Annotated in this window: 15 protein-coding genes; 13 read left to right on the top strand and 2 right to left on the bottom strand. The window is 33.6% G+C overall.

The window, feature by feature from the left end; all coding sequences use genetic code 11:
- Positions 1-36: 36 nt before the first annotated feature.
- Positions 37-1275: a hypothetical protein gene (locus J2Y60_RS14485; protein ID WP_309919078.1), complete on the bottom strand. Its 1239-nt coding sequence runs from the start codon at positions 1273-1275 to the stop codon at positions 37-39.
- A gap of 149 nt (positions 1276-1424) precedes the next feature.
- A complete protein-coding gene (ruvC, locus tag J2Y60_RS14490) occupies positions 1425-1988 on the bottom strand; it encodes a crossover junction endodeoxyribonuclease RuvC (protein ID WP_309919081.1) in 564 nt (187 codons plus the stop codon).
- 39 nt (positions 1989-2027) lie between these two features.
- On the opposite strand from ruvC, the gene J2Y60_RS14495 reads away from it, so the two are divergent.
- From J2Y60_RS14495 to J2Y60_RS14555, 13 genes are all read left to right on the top strand, one after another.
- Positions 2028-3020, top strand: a complete 993-nt coding sequence (locus tag J2Y60_RS14495; protein ID WP_309919085.1) for a lysylphosphatidylglycerol synthase domain-containing protein — start codon at positions 2028-2030, stop codon at positions 3018-3020.
- Between the two features lie 31 nt (positions 3021-3051).
- Entirely contained in the window at positions 3052-4167 is a 1116-nt protein-coding gene (locus J2Y60_RS14500; protein WP_309919088.1) for a glycosyltransferase, read from the top strand.
- Positions 4168-4227: 60 nt separating this feature from the next.
- Positions 4228-5028: a sialate O-acetylesterase gene (locus J2Y60_RS14505; protein WP_309919090.1), complete on the top strand. Its 801-nt coding sequence runs from the start codon at positions 4228-4230 to the stop codon at positions 5026-5028.
- A gap of 172 nt (positions 5029-5200) precedes the next feature.
- Positions 5201-7144, top strand: coding sequence for a tetratricopeptide repeat protein (locus J2Y60_RS14510; protein WP_309919093.1), 1944 nt, complete (start codon positions 5201-5203; stop codon positions 7142-7144).
- Between the two features lie 4 nt (positions 7145-7148).
- Positions 7149-7613, top strand: coding sequence for a hypothetical protein (locus tag J2Y60_RS14515; protein WP_309919096.1), 465 nt, complete (start codon positions 7149-7151; stop codon positions 7611-7613).
- Positions 7614-7662: 49 nt separating this feature from the next.
- Positions 7663-8592, top strand: coding sequence for a DUF6175 family protein (locus tag J2Y60_RS14520; RefSeq protein ID WP_309959179.1), 930 nt, complete (start codon positions 7663-7665; stop codon positions 8590-8592).
- A 17-nt stretch (positions 8593-8609) separates the two neighbouring features.
- A complete protein-coding gene (locus tag J2Y60_RS14525; RefSeq protein ID WP_309919101.1) occupies positions 8610-9506 on the top strand; it encodes a CsgG/HfaB family protein in 897 nt (298 codons plus the stop codon).
- A 39-nt stretch (positions 9507-9545) separates the two neighbouring features.
- A complete protein-coding gene (locus J2Y60_RS14530; protein ID WP_309919103.1) occupies positions 9546-10493 on the top strand; it encodes a hypothetical protein in 948 nt (315 codons plus the stop codon).
- Positions 10494-10516: 23 nt separating this feature from the next.
- A complete protein-coding gene (locus J2Y60_RS14535; RefSeq protein ID WP_309919106.1) occupies positions 10517-11164 on the top strand; it encodes a hypothetical protein in 648 nt (215 codons plus the stop codon).
- 129 nt (positions 11165-11293) lie between these two features.
- Positions 11294-11944 carry a polysaccharide deacetylase family protein gene (locus J2Y60_RS14540; RefSeq protein WP_309919109.1) on the top strand — a complete coding sequence of 217 codons (651 nt, stop codon included), beginning with the start codon at positions 11294-11296 and terminating at the stop codon, positions 11942-11944.
- Between the two features lie 27 nt (positions 11945-11971).
- Entirely contained in the window at positions 11972-12982 is a 1011-nt protein-coding gene (locus J2Y60_RS14545; RefSeq protein ID WP_309919113.1) for a glycosyltransferase, read from the top strand.
- Between the two features lie 445 nt (positions 12983-13427).
- Positions 13428-14213, top strand: a complete 786-nt coding sequence (locus J2Y60_RS14550; RefSeq protein WP_309919116.1) for a TatD family hydrolase — start codon at positions 13428-13430, stop codon at positions 14211-14213.
- 147 nt (positions 14214-14360) lie between these two features.
- Entirely contained in the window at positions 14361-15425 is a 1065-nt protein-coding gene (locus J2Y60_RS14555) for an asparaginase (RefSeq protein ID WP_309919119.1), read from the top strand.
- The last annotated feature ends 204 nt before the right edge of the window (positions 15426-15629 follow it).

Here is a 15629-nt window from a genome sequence, read left to right on the forward strand (position 1 = left end):
GCGGAAAGAAAGGACAAAATTCAATCAACTGTTATATCATAACTCAAATGAAATACCTTCAGATTCTTTCTTGTCGGCATATAGAATAATCTCTTCTTTTTTACCATTAACAGTAAATCGAATGGCGGTAGTATTGGCCCCTTCGCTACCCGTATTATTGGCAAAAACTGTTAAAATATTTTTCTGGTTAGGGTTGATTCTCAAAGTTACAATCTTAGATTGCTTCGTAAGTAAATGTTTTTCAAGGATATACTGTCCATTGAAACAAACAGAAACGATGTCTCCATCTTCGTTTTCATGGTCAAAAAGTTCGATGTTTAATAGTTCATTACCTACTTTAAAATGATGCTTTATTTTTACTTTTCGCTCCATTTCGCAGTAAATTTTATCGGCTTTCCGACCTAAATATGGTTTTGAGATAGTTTTGATAGGTAGATTATAAGAAATTTGAAAACCGATGTAGGCACCGCTTTCTAAGGCTGAAGTTGAAGCGACCACTTGATTATTAGTAATGCCCGAATAAGTATTCGATACCAGATGTTGTAAGGGAATACCCACTCTGATGCCCATATTCAAAGAACGCATATCATTGGCAGGTCGCCAATAGGTTTTACCAATTTCAAAAAAAAACATATTTGATTGCTGATTCACAACCTTACTTTCTATCCTAAATCCTTGTCCATTAGCTACCCAATCTTCGCTTTCTTTGGCAGATTGAGTAAGGAAATTCATCGTTCTGGCACCTACTTCCAAATAATTTCTTACTTCTCCGAGCGCCCTTCTTCCTCTCGACTTGGAAGTATAGGTCAAGCTTGCAGAAAAACCAGAATAACTAATGGTGTTTTGCCAAATACTTGATTCTTTGTTATTTATGACGAAATGATAGGGGTCTTTAATTGAATAGCTACTTGGAGCGCACGTATAATATGCACCAATTTCTGTTTTAAAAATTCTGTTATTGCGTAAAAGCTTAGCATAGTTAATGCCTAAATCAAAAGAACCAATCAATCCATATAGGGTTGTTTTACCATCTTTATTAACGCTAGAATTAATAGGCAGCGCAGTAAATGGAAAAGGTGTATAAGAAAATGCTCCTTGCTGATGGCCATTTGAAATAGTATTACTTTGTGGTAACCCAAAGGTAAATAATGTAGCCGAAGGATGAATACTGATGGTACTGATACCCCGTTTATTGGAGATTTGAGCATCAAGAACATTCAGCCTTAATAAACACAACAAAAAAACAGTAAAGAGCTGTAGAGCACAAGTTTTCATCTAATAAGTTAGTTTGAGATTATTCAAATTAAATAAAGCGTTGATGTTTTAAGTAGTCTATATAAAGCAAAATGTTGTATATCAGAGTTTTATACTGAAGTAGCGGACTGCTCAAAGCTCACCACTCAAAGCTCATAGCTAATAAAACCCTATTTAATTCTTTCAGGATTTTCATTCACGAATGCTCCCCAACCTTTTTTAGTACCTTTGTTCGTTGCCATGATGCTATTACCGTGAAAGTGATGGCAAACCGCAATGCCCAGTGCATCGGTGGCATCAAACATTTTGGCATCTAGTTTCATTTTTAGCAACTGGTCTAGCATATGGGCTACTTGTTCTTTGGAAGCATTACCATTGCCAGTTACCGATTGTTTTACTGTCTTGGGAGAATATTCTACAATTGGTATCTCCCGAGATAGCGCCGCCGCCATGACTACCCCTTGGGCTCTGCCCAACTTTAGCATCGATTGTACATTCTTTCCAAAAAAAGGTGCTTCAATAGCCATCTCATCAGGCATGAATTCTTCAATCACTGAGATGATTCGTTCATATATTTTCTTTAACTTAATTTCCTGCGTGCTATATTTGCTAACATTGATAACGCCATATTGTAAAACTTTTATTTCATTGCGTTGAACCAATATTACCCCATAACCCATAAAACGAGTACCTGGGTCGACGCCTAAAATTATTTTTTCTGTATTATTTACCATTTCTTAGCACAAAAATTTCCGTCTCTGCTTTATCTTTTCATGCAAAATACCAACGAAACAAATCCGAAAACAAGCATTTTATCTGAAAAACTATTTTCACTGTTCAAAACTTTGCTTTTCGTCGTGATTGTCTGGATGCTATACAAGGCTTTTGTTCAGAAACAGCAAAATATTGATAGTTTGCTATTGGAATGCCAAAAAGCTTTTGTTGTAAAGAATCTGTGGAAAGGACTTTTGTTAATACTACTAATCTTTTTTAATTGGGGGTTTGAAGCCAAGAAATGGCAACAATTAGCACTGAAAGTTGAGGAGATTTCGCTAAAAGAAGCTTTCAAGGGAGTATTGATGGGGTTGTCTTTAGGATTTATTACTCCAGCGAACTTAGGAGATTATGCAGGAAGGATGTGGAAGTTTAAACAACAAAAAAGAACAGAAAGTATAGGCGCTATTCTGTTGGGCAATGGAATACAATTTTATATCTCTTTGCTGTTTGGCACGTTATCTTTTGGGTATTTTGTGATTACTAATAACCAAATTATTGTAGGTATCAATGGCATCATTATGGTTGTATTAATATTGAGCTTGTCTTTGGGCTTTTTTGCTTATTTAAAACGACATTTATTTTATCTTTTTGTATTAAAAATACCTTATTTGAAAAAGTTTGCTCATAGTGTGAAAATCCTAGAGCATTTTAGTAATGAGGAGGTAAGAAAGATTTTTCTATGGGGACTATTGCGTTATTTTACTATCTCGCTACAATTTGTATTGGTACTATTGATTTTTGAAGTCAAGTTGAATATGATAGATTTATGGACAATCTCATGTTTAATTTTTCTCGTTAAAACCATTGTCCCAGCTATTAATTTTATAGGCGATTTAGGGATTCGAGAATTTTCTGCTATTTATTTTTTTGGTTTTTACCAAGTAAATCATGCGGCCGTTATTACCGCCACTTTTGTACTTTGGTTTATCAATATTTTGTTTCCTGTATTAGTAGGAAGTATTTTATTATTGAAAACGAAGATTCGTTAATTTTTATCGATTAATCAACCACCACATAATTATGCTGTTATTTATTATCTTGATGACTACCGCCTTTTACTTTATTTTCAATCTAGTGTTAATTGTAGTTTGGAAAGAAATGAGGGCAAAACATAAAATACCGCCTGTTCAGAGAGATACCAAACTCACTGTGATTGTGCCTGTAAGAAACGAGGCCAATAATATTTTACAACTACTTCAAGACCTTAATCAACAGACTTATCCTTTTGAAAACTTTGAAGTGATTATTGCCAATGATGGTTCAACAGATGATACTGAAAACATCGTATTAGCATTTCAAGAAATAGCTTATTACGAACTCAAAGTGTTAAACCTATTGAATAATAGTAGTGCTTCTCCCAAAAAGAGAGCCATTCAAAAGAGCATAGAAATATCTTCGGGAGAATTATTAATTACCACTGATGGCGATTGTTCTGTATCACGTGAGTGGCTCAGTTCAATTCAGCAGTTTTATGAAACAAAACAAGCTAAGTTAATCAGTTCACCTGTCACCTTTACAGAAAAAAATACCTTCTGGAATACGATTCAAATCATAGAGTTTGCTAGTTTGATAGGCTCAGGAGCTTGTGCGATGTATCTGAAAAAGCCCAATATGTGCAATGGTGCCAACTTGGCATATACACGTGAAGTATTTGAAGAAGTAAATGGTTTTGCAGGCAATGAAATGGTGGCTTCGGGTGATGACGAATTTTTGATGCATAAAATTGCCAAAAAATACCCCGATAAAGTATTTTTTAATATGGATGTCGATGCAATAGTAAGAACTACGTCGCAAGAGAATTTATCTCACTTTTACCAACAAAGACGACGTTGGGCAAGTAAATGGAAACATTACGATAATTGGCAGGTAAGTGCTTTGGCTATCTTTATTTTCTTGGCTAATCTTAGCGTATTAATCGCCTATTATTTGATAAATAAATATTTGGGGATAGGTATTTTAGTGCTGAAATTTTCTGCTGAGTTTTTCTTTTTATCATTAGTAATTACGTTTCTAGGATATCGAAATAAAATCATTTATATCCCAATTGTGCAATTAATCTATCCATTTTATGTAGTCTTTTTTGGACTGTTAGCACAAGGCAAAGGGTATCGTTGGAAGGGGAGAAAATTGCAGTAGAAAAAATTGAAGAATAGCTTTGAAAGATAGGATAAAAATATATTGTTAAATAAACTCACGATGAAAAATATAGCTTTCTTACTAGTAATCAGTCTTGTTTTTATTACCCAAACTTTCGGACAAGTTCCCGAACAAGTAGATTCAAATTTTGATATTTATATTTTAATGGGACAGTCGAATATGGCTGGGAGAGGTAAAATAACAGAGGAATATCAGAAAGAAGCTAACCCCAATATATTTGTATTGACCAAGGATAATACTTGGACTATTGCCAAACATCCACTTCATTTTGATAAACCCCCAATAGTAGGAGTTGGCCCTGGATTACAATTTGCTTTGACTATTTTAGCAGCTAAAAAAACTAAAAAGATTGGGTTAGTTCCTGCCGCAGTAGGTGGAACATCAATCAATTTGTGGAAACCGAATGCTTATGACGCTAGTACAAAAACACATCCATTTGATGATGCTGTTCGTCGGATAAAAGAAGCCATGCAGTATGGGGTAATAAAAGGCATTATTTGGCTACAAGGAGAATCAGATGCTAGTCCTAAAAAATCAGAAAACTATGATGTCAAATTCAAGACGATGATAGATTCAATAAGAGTATTGGTAAATAATCCAAAACTCCCCGTTATTCTAGGCGAATTAGGACAATACAGACCTGAATATGTTCAATTTAATCATGAAGTATTAAAAACAATACCTTCTACCATTTCTAATACGGCTTTGGTTTATTCAAAAGGATTAGTTCATAAAGGTGATACGATACACTTTGATGCTCCATCTGCTGAAATGTATGGAAAACGCTTTGGGAAGGCAATGATTAAGTTGCAGAAGAAGAAGAATGAGAAGATAAAATGAAAAATTATATTGTAATTATTTTGTTAACTTTTTATGCTTAAATAAAGATAATTCCTCAGTAAAAATAAATAAATAATATTTTTTAAAAAAAGTACATACGTATACTTTTTTTGCATTTTTTTCGTTTAGTTTTGCCCTAAATACATTATTAATTAATTAATAAACTACCCGCATGAGAAAACTTTATTCCCTATTAGTATTATTATTTTGTTCAAATTTACTAGCTGCCCAAAAAATTGATTTAGATAAATATTCTATCAAAGTATCATACCTTCAACTTCCTACCAACCCGTTTCCTGAGGATTTTACTACCTTTTCCACAAAGTTTATTGCGAATGGTATTAATTTAAATGATGCTGGATACACAAATCGCGAAAGTGATTTAGAATCTATTTATTTTAAGATAAGTGGCTTTAAAAGAGTTGCTACGGGCGGGCACCTATCTATCAAAGTACAAATTGATGGATATGATATGGGTAAACTTGAAGTAGTTAAGAAAGAGGATAAATCAAAAGACAAGGATGGAAAAGAAACAATTTCTATTTCTTACAAATTGACTTTCAAGTATTTGGTTCCGATGAAATATACCATTACCGATTTGAATGGTGTAATTGTTAAAGATGGTTCATTAACCGAAGGAGCTAGTGCTAAAACGTACGAGTCGTCATCTTATAGCACTTCTACCGCCTTAGAAAACTATTGGAAAGAGAATGGTACAACTATTAAAAGAGGTTTGCTTGGAAGCTTTATATCTGAAAAACTCTCAACTTTTGAAGGAAGATTAAATTATGAAATAGGCTATGTACCTCGTACATATAATGACGTTCTTTGGTCAACAGATTCTCCTAAACATCCCGAAAATGAACAGTTCAAAAAGGTATGTAGCGATGTAAAAACTGCAATGGATGAAATGACCAGCGCAAAACCTTTAAGCTTGGAGAAGGTAAAACCAGCCATTGAATATTTCGAGGGTATCCTAGTGAAATATACCAAAGACGAAAAACCTGAGCGTAAATTAAGATATGCTGCATGGTTTAACATGGCAACTATTTATTATTGGTTAGAAGACTTTGATAATGCTATTCGTTGTTGCGATGGACTTGTAGCTAATGACTACGATAAGTCAGATGCTAAGGATATTAAATTGAATAGTGAAAGAATGAAAAAAATATTGTCTGGTCCAATAAAGAGTGCTCACTATGTTCGTGATGTGACTAATGCTGTTGCACCTCCTTTAACGCCATTTCAAGTAGAAGAAGAGAATACACGATTAGGTGCCTTACGAGATAAAGCAATTCAAGAACAAGCCACTAGAGATGTAGCGGTTTCTCAGCAGGCTGTAGCTAGATCAGGCATGGTAGATTTAGATAAGACTGTCAATGCCATCGGTGGAATAATCGGTAAAATTGGTAGTAAAAAAACTGCTATAGTTTTCGATAAGCCGCTTGCTGATTTGATAATTAGTATGAACGAATCGTTAGTGAATTACCAATTAATTAGCAAATCGTTAAGTATTAATGGTTGTTCTATTAATTCCTCTCTTTTTATGAAAACACAAGTAGAAAGTTTTCAAAAGCAATTCAATAGTGTCGGAGGAAGTCTTGATAAACAATCTTCAAACAAAATGAAATCATTGCTAAATATGTATGGTGATTTAACATCTAAAGATGTCATGGCTGCTCTTATGATTACATCAAACCCTGTAAAAATGCAGAGCTTACTGGTTGAACCTAATAAGATATTAAAAGATATGACATATGATTGTCTAGACTTAGTGTTGAACAAGAATCAGGATAAAAAGAATATACTAATGTCTCTGGCCGAGGTACAAAAAATGTTGAACTATGGCACTTATGGATTTTTCAAGGAAGAGAATTGTAACAATCAGGCCTATGAATTAGCAAAAGAAGGCTTTAGTAAGTTAAAAGCTATAGCTGGAAGTTCTAAATTATCTGAAGAATTAATAGGAGATTTTAACCAATTAATTAGTGTTTATTCGCCTCTTTTTCAAAGTGATAAAAACTTGATTAAAGAACCCACTAATACTGCATTAGTAGAAAGTATCAACAAAAGCAACTACCCATCATTTGTTTTAAAACTATTACAAACTCAATAATAATATGTTAAAATGGTTCTGCATTTTTTCGGCGTTCACAATTTTTATCTCGTCGTGTGTCGTTAGGCAACCAAATGCCAATCAGGTTAGTTTTGTTTCAGAAGAGAACACAGGATTAATAAGAGTCCATGTGGCTGGAATTGGTAAGAATCTTCCTGAAATAGAGCAAGATGCTAAAACCAAAGTGTTTGAAAGCATTTTGTTTGTTGGTCTTCCATCGTCTTCTACAGAGGCATATCGTTTACCAATGGTTGAAAATAAAGCAGAAATGCAAACCCATCCTGCTTTAAAAATATTCTTTAATAATAAAGAGTATGATCAATTCATTACTCGAGTAGATAGGCTTGAATATCTAAAACAAAGAGTAACGGGAGGTGGCAGAGTCCTTAATTTTAACATTACGGTTAACCATACAGCACTGAGACGCTACATGGAACAAAATCAAGTAATTAGAAAATTTGGATATTAATCAAAATAAATATCCAAGTTTAATTCCCTAGAATTTTCCACTGATGACTATGTGTAAAAAAATAAGCTTAATAATATTCCTAAGTTTTGTTGCTATGGCTGGTTTTGCTCAGAATAAGACTGATGTTAAAACCAATGAAACGCCTAGTTCAGAAAAAAATGTAATTGTAAGACCAACGATTATGGTTTTCCCATTTTTTAAAGAAGGACAAAATATCCGTACGCTAGTAGAAGATGATGTGAATACTAGGTTAGTAATGGCAAAAGTGAAAGAGGCTTTTGATAAAAGAGGATACTCTACTATCGACTTTTTGTCGAAAGTAAGAAATTTAGCAGTGAATGAAGTATTGAATAGTGAAGCCCAAAGTGACTTGAAAACTCAAATTATTCAATCGTCTGGGGCTGATATTTGTGTGGAAGTAGAATATAGCTTCCTCGAATCAAATAGTGGGAATGAAGTGAAACTGATATTGAATTCTTATGAATCATCAACCTCGTCAACTTTATCAAATAAAGTAGGGTTCTCAGGTAAATTTTACTCGCAAGACATCGGGAAATTAGCTGCCAGAGCCAATGACTCAGTCATAGAAGATTTTCTGAATGTGATGCAACAAAAGTTTACTGACATTATAGAAAACGGTCGATATCTTTCATTAGAGTTTAACTTAGCAGCTTCTGCTGATATAAAAATGAGTAGTGAAGTAACCAACGAAAAGCTACCACTTTCAGATGCGTTAGAATTATGGGTTGCAGAACATACAAAAAATTATCACATTCAGGGGGTAACAGATTTAAAAGTACTGTTTGATGTTATCAGAGTACCTAGATTAGATGCAAGTGGTAAAATGCTTACTACAACAAGGTATTCTCTTGATATTTTTAGATTTTGTAACACGTTGTTTCCTTCAGAAAAACCAGACAAAAAACTAAAAGTTGAACGACTGATAAAAGGAAATACCATCTTTATAACATTCAAATAATAAGTCTAGCATATCTTATGAATAAAATTATACTTTTCTCAATATTGTTTTTGTCAACATTTTCATTGGTAGCTCAAAATGAAAAAATTACTGTTGGCATAACCTATTTTACATATCCTTCTTATCGTGAGAGAAACTATGTTGAGCAAATTAACGAAATTGTAGCCAATGAATTTGTAAAAGCAGGGAGATTCACTGTGGTAGATCGTACAAAACTTCAGGCTATTAAAGCTGAGCAGGAACTTCAGAAAACAGAAGATTTCCTTGATAGCAAAGTAATAGAGCAAGGTAAAACATTAGGCGCAAAATACATCGTAACAGGACAGTTAGTAAGCGTAGCTACGACAAGTTCGTATTCAGTTGAATTTAAAAAATATCAGTATTCAGCATCTATTTTGGTGTCTGTTAAGTTGATTGATGTTGAAACCAGTGAAGTAGTTCAAGCAGAAACGTTTGGACGTGGTTCTTCTAATGCATCTGTTGAAGGAGGTTTCTTTAAACAATTAATGAATTCATCATGTGATGTTGCTGGAAATGGTAATTCTACTGATGAAGCATTGCGTAATGCTATGACTAATCTAAGTTGTGGATTGAAAAACTGGATAAAAAGAGTTTTTCCTACGATGGTATCTGTCGTAGAAGTTCAAGAAACACATAAAAAGAAAGGTGCTGTTAAAATATTAATAGCTGGAGGTTCTGGTATTGGTCTTAGCACAAGAAAAGAATTATCAATCATTGAATTTTTAAAAGTTGTTGTAGATGGCAATGAATTAATCAGGAAAAAGGAAATTGGGAAAGTAGAAGTGATAAAAGTGGAGGATGAAAATTTTGCTATTTGTGAAGTAAAGGAAGGTGGTATAGAAATAAAAGATAGGATAGACAAAGGAATCGTACTGAAAGCTTTTGTTAAATAATGTTCAATTTGTTTAAAATTTAAAAGTGCATCTATCACTATGAAAAGATACTTTAGTAATTCATTTGTTCATTTTATTGTATTGTTCTTAAGTTCTTTATTAACAGGTTTTGGACAATCTAATAATATCAGTTTTGCCTTAGTAATGCCTGAGGAAGTAGATGGGGGGCTTAGTAATACCCACCTCCGAAGATTGCATGATAATTTAATAGATGTACTAACTCAGAATAGAATTGCTTCATTAAATATTCAAAATAACTTAGTGTTATATCCTGTCATCAAATTGTATAATCAACAAACTGTGAATGCTGGGGTACAAAATATTACGGTCGTTGAAGCAGACTTAAGTTTGTATGTAAAACAGATAGATAATAAGTTAATCTTTTCTTCAATTACAAAAAAAATGAAGGGGAGCGGGAAAACTTATGATTTAGCTTTGAACAACATGATTTCGAATGCCAAACTAGATGAACCGAATGTAGTTGGGTTTCTAGATAAAGCAAAGCAAAAAGCCATAACTTATTACAATCAAAGATGTTCTAGTATTATTACTCAAGCTGAGCAAATGATGAAAATGAATAGATACGAAGAGGCTTTGGTTAGTTTATTAAGCGTTCCTTCTGAAGTTGATTGTTATCAACAAGCAAACACTAAAGCAGTAGAAGCATTTAAGTTATATCAAAATCAAAATTGTAATCAAATGCTTTTGAATGCGAAGGCAAAGATTGCGAATCGTCAATTTGAAGAAGGACTAAATATCATAGCTATGATTGACCCATCTTCGTCATGCAAGGCAGAGGCATTACAGGTAATTCAGCAAGCAAGCGGGCAAGTTGAAGCAGATAATAAACGTAAATGGGATTTATTAAATAAAATCTTTATGGATTCTGCTGAGATAGAAAAGCGTCGTTTAGATTTGATGAGTCAATTCTTGATTAGCCGCTCAATGAATCTTCCACATTACTATTACCAAAATGTTACTCGTTAAATTACATCTTAATTAAAATTATTATGAAAAAGATTAATACAATTTTATGCATTCTGTTAATTTTATTTGTTTTTACCAGTAAAGCACAAACACCGTTTAAGGAAGTAAATTGGTCTGAGACTAAAATACCGGGATTTATTATCAATAAAGATGCCTCTAAGATTGAGGTGATTTTTGATACCTATATACGCACTTCAATTCGTGAGATTGGTTATGGAGATGTAGTTTATATAGAAAAGGGAGGCTCAAAAATTATGAGGTCGGTACCTAAAGAATGTATTGGGTTTCAAATAAATGATAAATTATTTGAGAAGGTTGACTTTAATGATGTGAAAGGTGGAAAGAGCCTGAAATTTATGCAACCTTTATTAAAAGGGAAAATCAATTTATATATGTATATTTATTATTCGTCTTCAGTGATAGAAAATGGAGAAACTAAGTCTGGAAACTTTTATAGTTACTCTTATTTTTTACGCAAAAGTGCTACTAACGAAGCGATAATGATTGGTGCGTTTAGTAAATTAAATGATTTACAAGCTTTAATAAATGATAATGCAACTGTCTCTAAAAAATATCAGGATAAAGAATATAATAATGCTGAAGTAAAAGAAGGCGTAATTAAAAATATTGATTTGATTAAAATGATTACCGATTATAACTCGGCGAATTAATTTTACTACTTATTGTTGCAAATCCCTCTTAAAGGCTTGTAAGCTATTTAGGAGGGATTTTACTTTATACTAATACCAATAAAATGCCTAAATTGCATATATTCTGCTTGACAACTAATAAACAATCCCATGTTTATCCATAAAACCAATTTCTTGATGCGGGCTTTTTATCCAGATTTTGTCTGGAAAGTAAAGAATGCAGAAAAAGCAATTTATCTTACTTTTGACGATGGCCCTATTCCTGAGGTAACAGAATTTGTATTGGATGAGTTAGCTAAATTTCAGGCGGAAGCTACATTTTTTTGTATTGGTGATAATATCAAAAAACATCCCGAGGTATTTAAAAAAGTTGTAGCCCAAGGACATTCTATTGGCAATCATACCTTCAATCATTTAAAAGGCTGGAAGACGGAGGATGAACTTTATTTCCAAAATTTTCAAGAATGCGAAACCATTATTGAAACAAACGACTATTATTCTTTGGCACAAAACACGGTGTTGGCAAAGAAAAAATTCCGTCCGCCTTATGGACGCATCAAGAAAAGTCAGGCAACAGATATTTTACCAAGTCACGACATTATAATGTGGGACGTGCTTTCAGGTGACTTTTCCAAGGATTTATCCCCAGATAAAGTCTTGCAGAAAACGATACGGTATACTGAAAGCGGTTCAATCGTATTATTTCATGATAGTATCAAAGCCAATAAAAATATGTCTTATGCTTTGCCAAGAGTATTATCACATTTCTCAGAAAAAGGTTTTACTTTTAAGGCATTATAAAATGAATGTCATATTTACCTTTCCTGAATGAAGATTTCCTCAAGACCAAATGTAACTGTCTGGATTGCGGCCAGAAATGAAGAAGATACTATTTTGAAATGTCTTCAATCGATAGCAAACCTCAATTATCCCATAGCAAACCTGCAAGTATTAATCGGTAATGATCAATCTGAAGACCAAACCAAAGTTCTGGTTGAAGATTTCATCAAAGAGAAGCCTCATTTTCAACTTGTTGATATTCATAAGGTAATTAACCACCAACGTGGTAAAGCGAATGTATTAGCAAATTTATACGAGTATTCAACGGGTAAATATTTCTTGATTTGTGATGCTGATGTGACTGTAAATCCCGATTGGGTAGAAGGAATGATTGCTAATTTTGAAGCTAATGAACAGATAGGACATCAAGTAGGAATTACTGATATTAAAGGCACCAGTATATGGCATCATTTCCAGTCTATCGACTGGCTTCATGCGCTTACATTATTAAAAATAGCCGCTGATTTAAAAATTCCATTAACAGGTTTGGGCAATAATTCAGCCGTCACTCGCAAAGCTTACGAAGCTACTGGAGGTTATGCCAAAATTCCTTTTTCCATTACTGAAGACTTTGCTTTGTTTCATGAAGTAGTAAAAAAAGGTTTTGGGTTTAAGAATACGATTAACCGAGAAGTGTTTAATCAGACCCTCCCAATGATTAATTTGAAAGAATTTCTTCATCAAAGAAAACGGTGGATGGTAGGGGCTTTGCAATGTCCGTGGTGGATTGTAACATTACTTTTTCTACAAGCTTTATTACTTCCAATTTTACTAATTGTGGGTTTATCCTTTTCTTGGCAACTAGCAGGTATTCTTTGGTTGATTAAATGGCTTAATCAAAGTTTTACAGTTTTACCAACAATTTTGAAATTAAGGCGATTTCACCTGATAAAACACTTAATTTTGTATGAAATCTATGCAAATTGTTGGCAATTAACCATGATTCTATTTTATTACTCACCCGTGGCGGTAGATTGGAAAGGAAGAATTTATAAGTAAGGAGGTCCTTATTTTTGAGTGATGAGTTTTGAGTTGTCTTTTGTGTTTGCCTAAAATAGGTTTCTCTGTGTTTTGAGAATAAATGTCCTTTTTTATCACTTGCGGGGTGACTTAAGACCTATTGATTATTCATAAGTATATAAACAACTGATAATCAATGTATTTATTCCTAGCGAGGGACTTAAGTCCCTCGCTAGGAATAAGAGTTTCACGTAGTCGGGCTGTGTCATGAGGTGACCAAAGCTCGGTTTGAAAGGCGATTTAAACCAATTTTATCAATATTCACATCATCATTTTAAATTTTTAAAAGATGTTGGTAATCGTCAGGAATTAATTCCCCCGCTAGTGATAAAATTACAAGCTCTTTACAAAGACAAAATGCTCATAGCTCATAGCTCATAGCTCATAGCTTAATAGCCTACCGCTAACCCAAGAAAACAATATAATGAACAATTTATCATCAACATTACAAATCATTGAAACTCACGCACATATTTATGACGAAACCTATTTAGAAGACCGTGACCAAATGCTAGAAAAAGCCTTTTCAGCAGGTGTTTCGCAAATCTGGATGCCTAATTGTGCTGCTGAAACTATTCAAGGAATGATGGCGCTGGCAGAACAATATCCAGCGCAATGTTTTCCGATGATGGGGCTACATCCATGTTATGTAAAAGAAGATTTTGAGAAAGAATTAGCCATTGTAGAAGAATGGTTGAACAAATATCAATTTATTGCTATCGGTGAAATTGGAATGGATTTATATTGGGATAAAACCTTTGTGAAACAACAAGAGGAGGCTTTTTTGTACCAATGTCAATTAGCTAAAAAACATAATTTATGGATTGATATTCATTCAAGAAATGCCTTTTGGGAAACTGTAGCATTGATTGAAAAAAATGCAGACCCAAATCTGAAAGGAATTTTCCACTGTTTTACAGGAACATTAGAAGAAGCCCAAAAAGCCATAGAATTAGGGTTCCTTTTGGGAATAGGAGGGGTAGCTACCTTTAAAAACGGAGGACTTGATAAAATTTTGCCTAACATTGATTTAACGTCAATTGTGTTAGAAACAGATGCCCCTTATTTAGCACCTGTACCTTACAGAGGTAAAAGGAACGAACCATCGTACCTAACAATTATCGCACAAAAAGTAGCAGATATGATGGCTTGTAGTGTAGAAACAGTCATTGAGCAAACTACGAAAAATGCTATTAATTTATGTAATTAATAAGTGTTTATGCTTAACGGAATAATCTTCAAAACCATTTATGATAACGGGTGACTTAAGTCACCCGCTAATCATAAATGATATTTTATTAAACAAAACTTCATTGCATTAAACTTATATTGACCATTTATAATTCATTCAGCAAACATGTATAATATTATAAAAATCAACACGAAAACTCGTGGTAAAGGCGATGTAAAAGTACTCGTTATTTATACAGGAGGAACTTTAGGAATGGTATATGATGCTAAATCTGATGGACTAGTGCCATTTGATTTTGCCCAAATTCCTGAAAATTTACCAGAAATGGCTCGTTTAGATTTCGATATTTCAGTACTTACTTTTGATACTTTATTGGATTCTTCTAACATGAATCCTGCGGTTTGGATTACTTTAGCCAAAATCATAGGTGAAAAATATCATGAGTACGACTCATTCGTAATCCTCCACGGAACAGACACCATGGCTTATACAGCGTCTGCTTTGAGTTATTTGTTAGAAAACCTCAATAAGCCTGTTATTCTTACAGGAGCTCAATTGCCTATTGGAGTAGCTAGAACAGACGCGAAAGAGAATTTTATTACAGCCCTTGAAATTGCAGCCGACCGAATCAATAATGCTCCTGTTATTTCAGAGGTATGTATATATTTTAATTCAATATTATTAAGGGGCAATCGTGCTAGAAAAAACGAGAGCGTTCAATTCAATGCTTTTGAGTCAGAGAATTATCCAGTGTTGGCAGAAGCAGGAGTGAAGATTGAATATAACAAGCCTTATATCAAGCATCATCATCCTAATGCTAAATTAATTGTGCATGATTGTTTGGATGAAAATGTCGTAATCTTGAAAATATTCCCAGGAATATCTGAAAAAGTAGTCAGGAGTATTTTGGGTATTGAGGGACTAAAAGGTGTTGTGATGGAGACTTTTGGTTCTGGCAATGCACCAACCGTACAATGGTTTCTAGACTTGATGAAAGAGTTTATCGACAAAGGAATTATTATTTATAACGTATCTCAATGTAATGGTGGCAGAGTAACACAGGGACATTATCAAACTAGCCAGTATTTACAAGAAATTGGCGTAGTGAGTGGTGCAGATTTAACCACCGAAGCTGCTATTACCAAGTTGATGTATGTGTTAGGACAAAACACTTATTTTGCGGAAAAAAAGAAGAATTTGAAGTATTCTATAGCAGGGGAAATGTCTTAATTTGGATGCTGTAGTTTTGTTGGTTAACCAACTTTTAGGCAAAATTTCCTCGCAAATTGCATAGATAAATACCGCTGATTTACGTAGAGTCTATGATTCTTTATCAGCGTAGGCTTTCCTTTAATGTTGTAAATATTTAATTATCAATATATTACAAAAAAACAACCCCGAAAAAGTGTCAATACTGGCAATTTTCGGGGTTTT

Origin of the sequence: Arcicella sp. BE140, assembly GCF_031456255.1 — a bacterium.
Lineage (GTDB): Bacteria > Bacteroidota > Bacteroidia > Cytophagales > Spirosomataceae > Arcicella > Arcicella aquatica.

Coding starts and splice junctions, on each gene's coding strand:
- J2Y60_RS14485 (WP_309919078.1), bottom strand. CDS start 1,275: ATGAAAACTTGTGCTCTACAGCTCTTTACTGTTTTTTTGTTGTGTTTA.
- ruvC (WP_309919081.1), bottom strand. CDS start 1,988: ATGGTAAATAATACAGAAAAAATAATTTTAGGCGTCGACCCAGGTACT.
- J2Y60_RS14495 (WP_309919085.1), top strand. CDS start 2,028: ATGCAAAATACCAACGAAACAAATCCGAAAACAAGCATTTTATCTGAA.
- J2Y60_RS14500 (WP_309919088.1), top strand. CDS start 3,052: ATGCTGTTATTTATTATCTTGATGACTACCGCCTTTTACTTTATTTTC.
- J2Y60_RS14505 (WP_309919090.1), top strand. CDS start 4,228: ATGAAAAATATAGCTTTCTTACTAGTAATCAGTCTTGTTTTTATTACC.
- J2Y60_RS14510 (WP_309919093.1), top strand. CDS start 5,201: ATGAGAAAACTTTATTCCCTATTAGTATTATTATTTTGTTCAAATTTA.
- J2Y60_RS14515 (WP_309919096.1), top strand. CDS start 7,149: ATGTTAAAATGGTTCTGCATTTTTTCGGCGTTCACAATTTTTATCTCG.
- J2Y60_RS14520 (WP_309959179.1), top strand. CDS start 7,663: ATGTGTAAAAAAATAAGCTTAATAATATTCCTAAGTTTTGTTGCTATG.
- J2Y60_RS14525 (WP_309919101.1), top strand. CDS start 8,610: ATGAATAAAATTATACTTTTCTCAATATTGTTTTTGTCAACATTTTCA.
- J2Y60_RS14530 (WP_309919103.1), top strand. CDS start 9,546: ATGAAAAGATACTTTAGTAATTCATTTGTTCATTTTATTGTATTGTTC.
- J2Y60_RS14535 (WP_309919106.1), top strand. CDS start 10,517: ATGAAAAAGATTAATACAATTTTATGCATTCTGTTAATTTTATTTGTT.
- J2Y60_RS14540 (WP_309919109.1), top strand. CDS start 11,294: ATGTTTATCCATAAAACCAATTTCTTGATGCGGGCTTTTTATCCAGAT.
- J2Y60_RS14545 (WP_309919113.1), top strand. CDS start 11,972: ATGAAGATTTCCTCAAGACCAAATGTAACTGTCTGGATTGCGGCCAGA.
- J2Y60_RS14550 (WP_309919116.1), top strand. CDS start 13,428: ATGAACAATTTATCATCAACATTACAAATCATTGAAACTCACGCACAT.
- J2Y60_RS14555 (WP_309919119.1), top strand. CDS start 14,361: ATGTATAATATTATAAAAATCAACACGAAAACTCGTGGTAAAGGCGAT.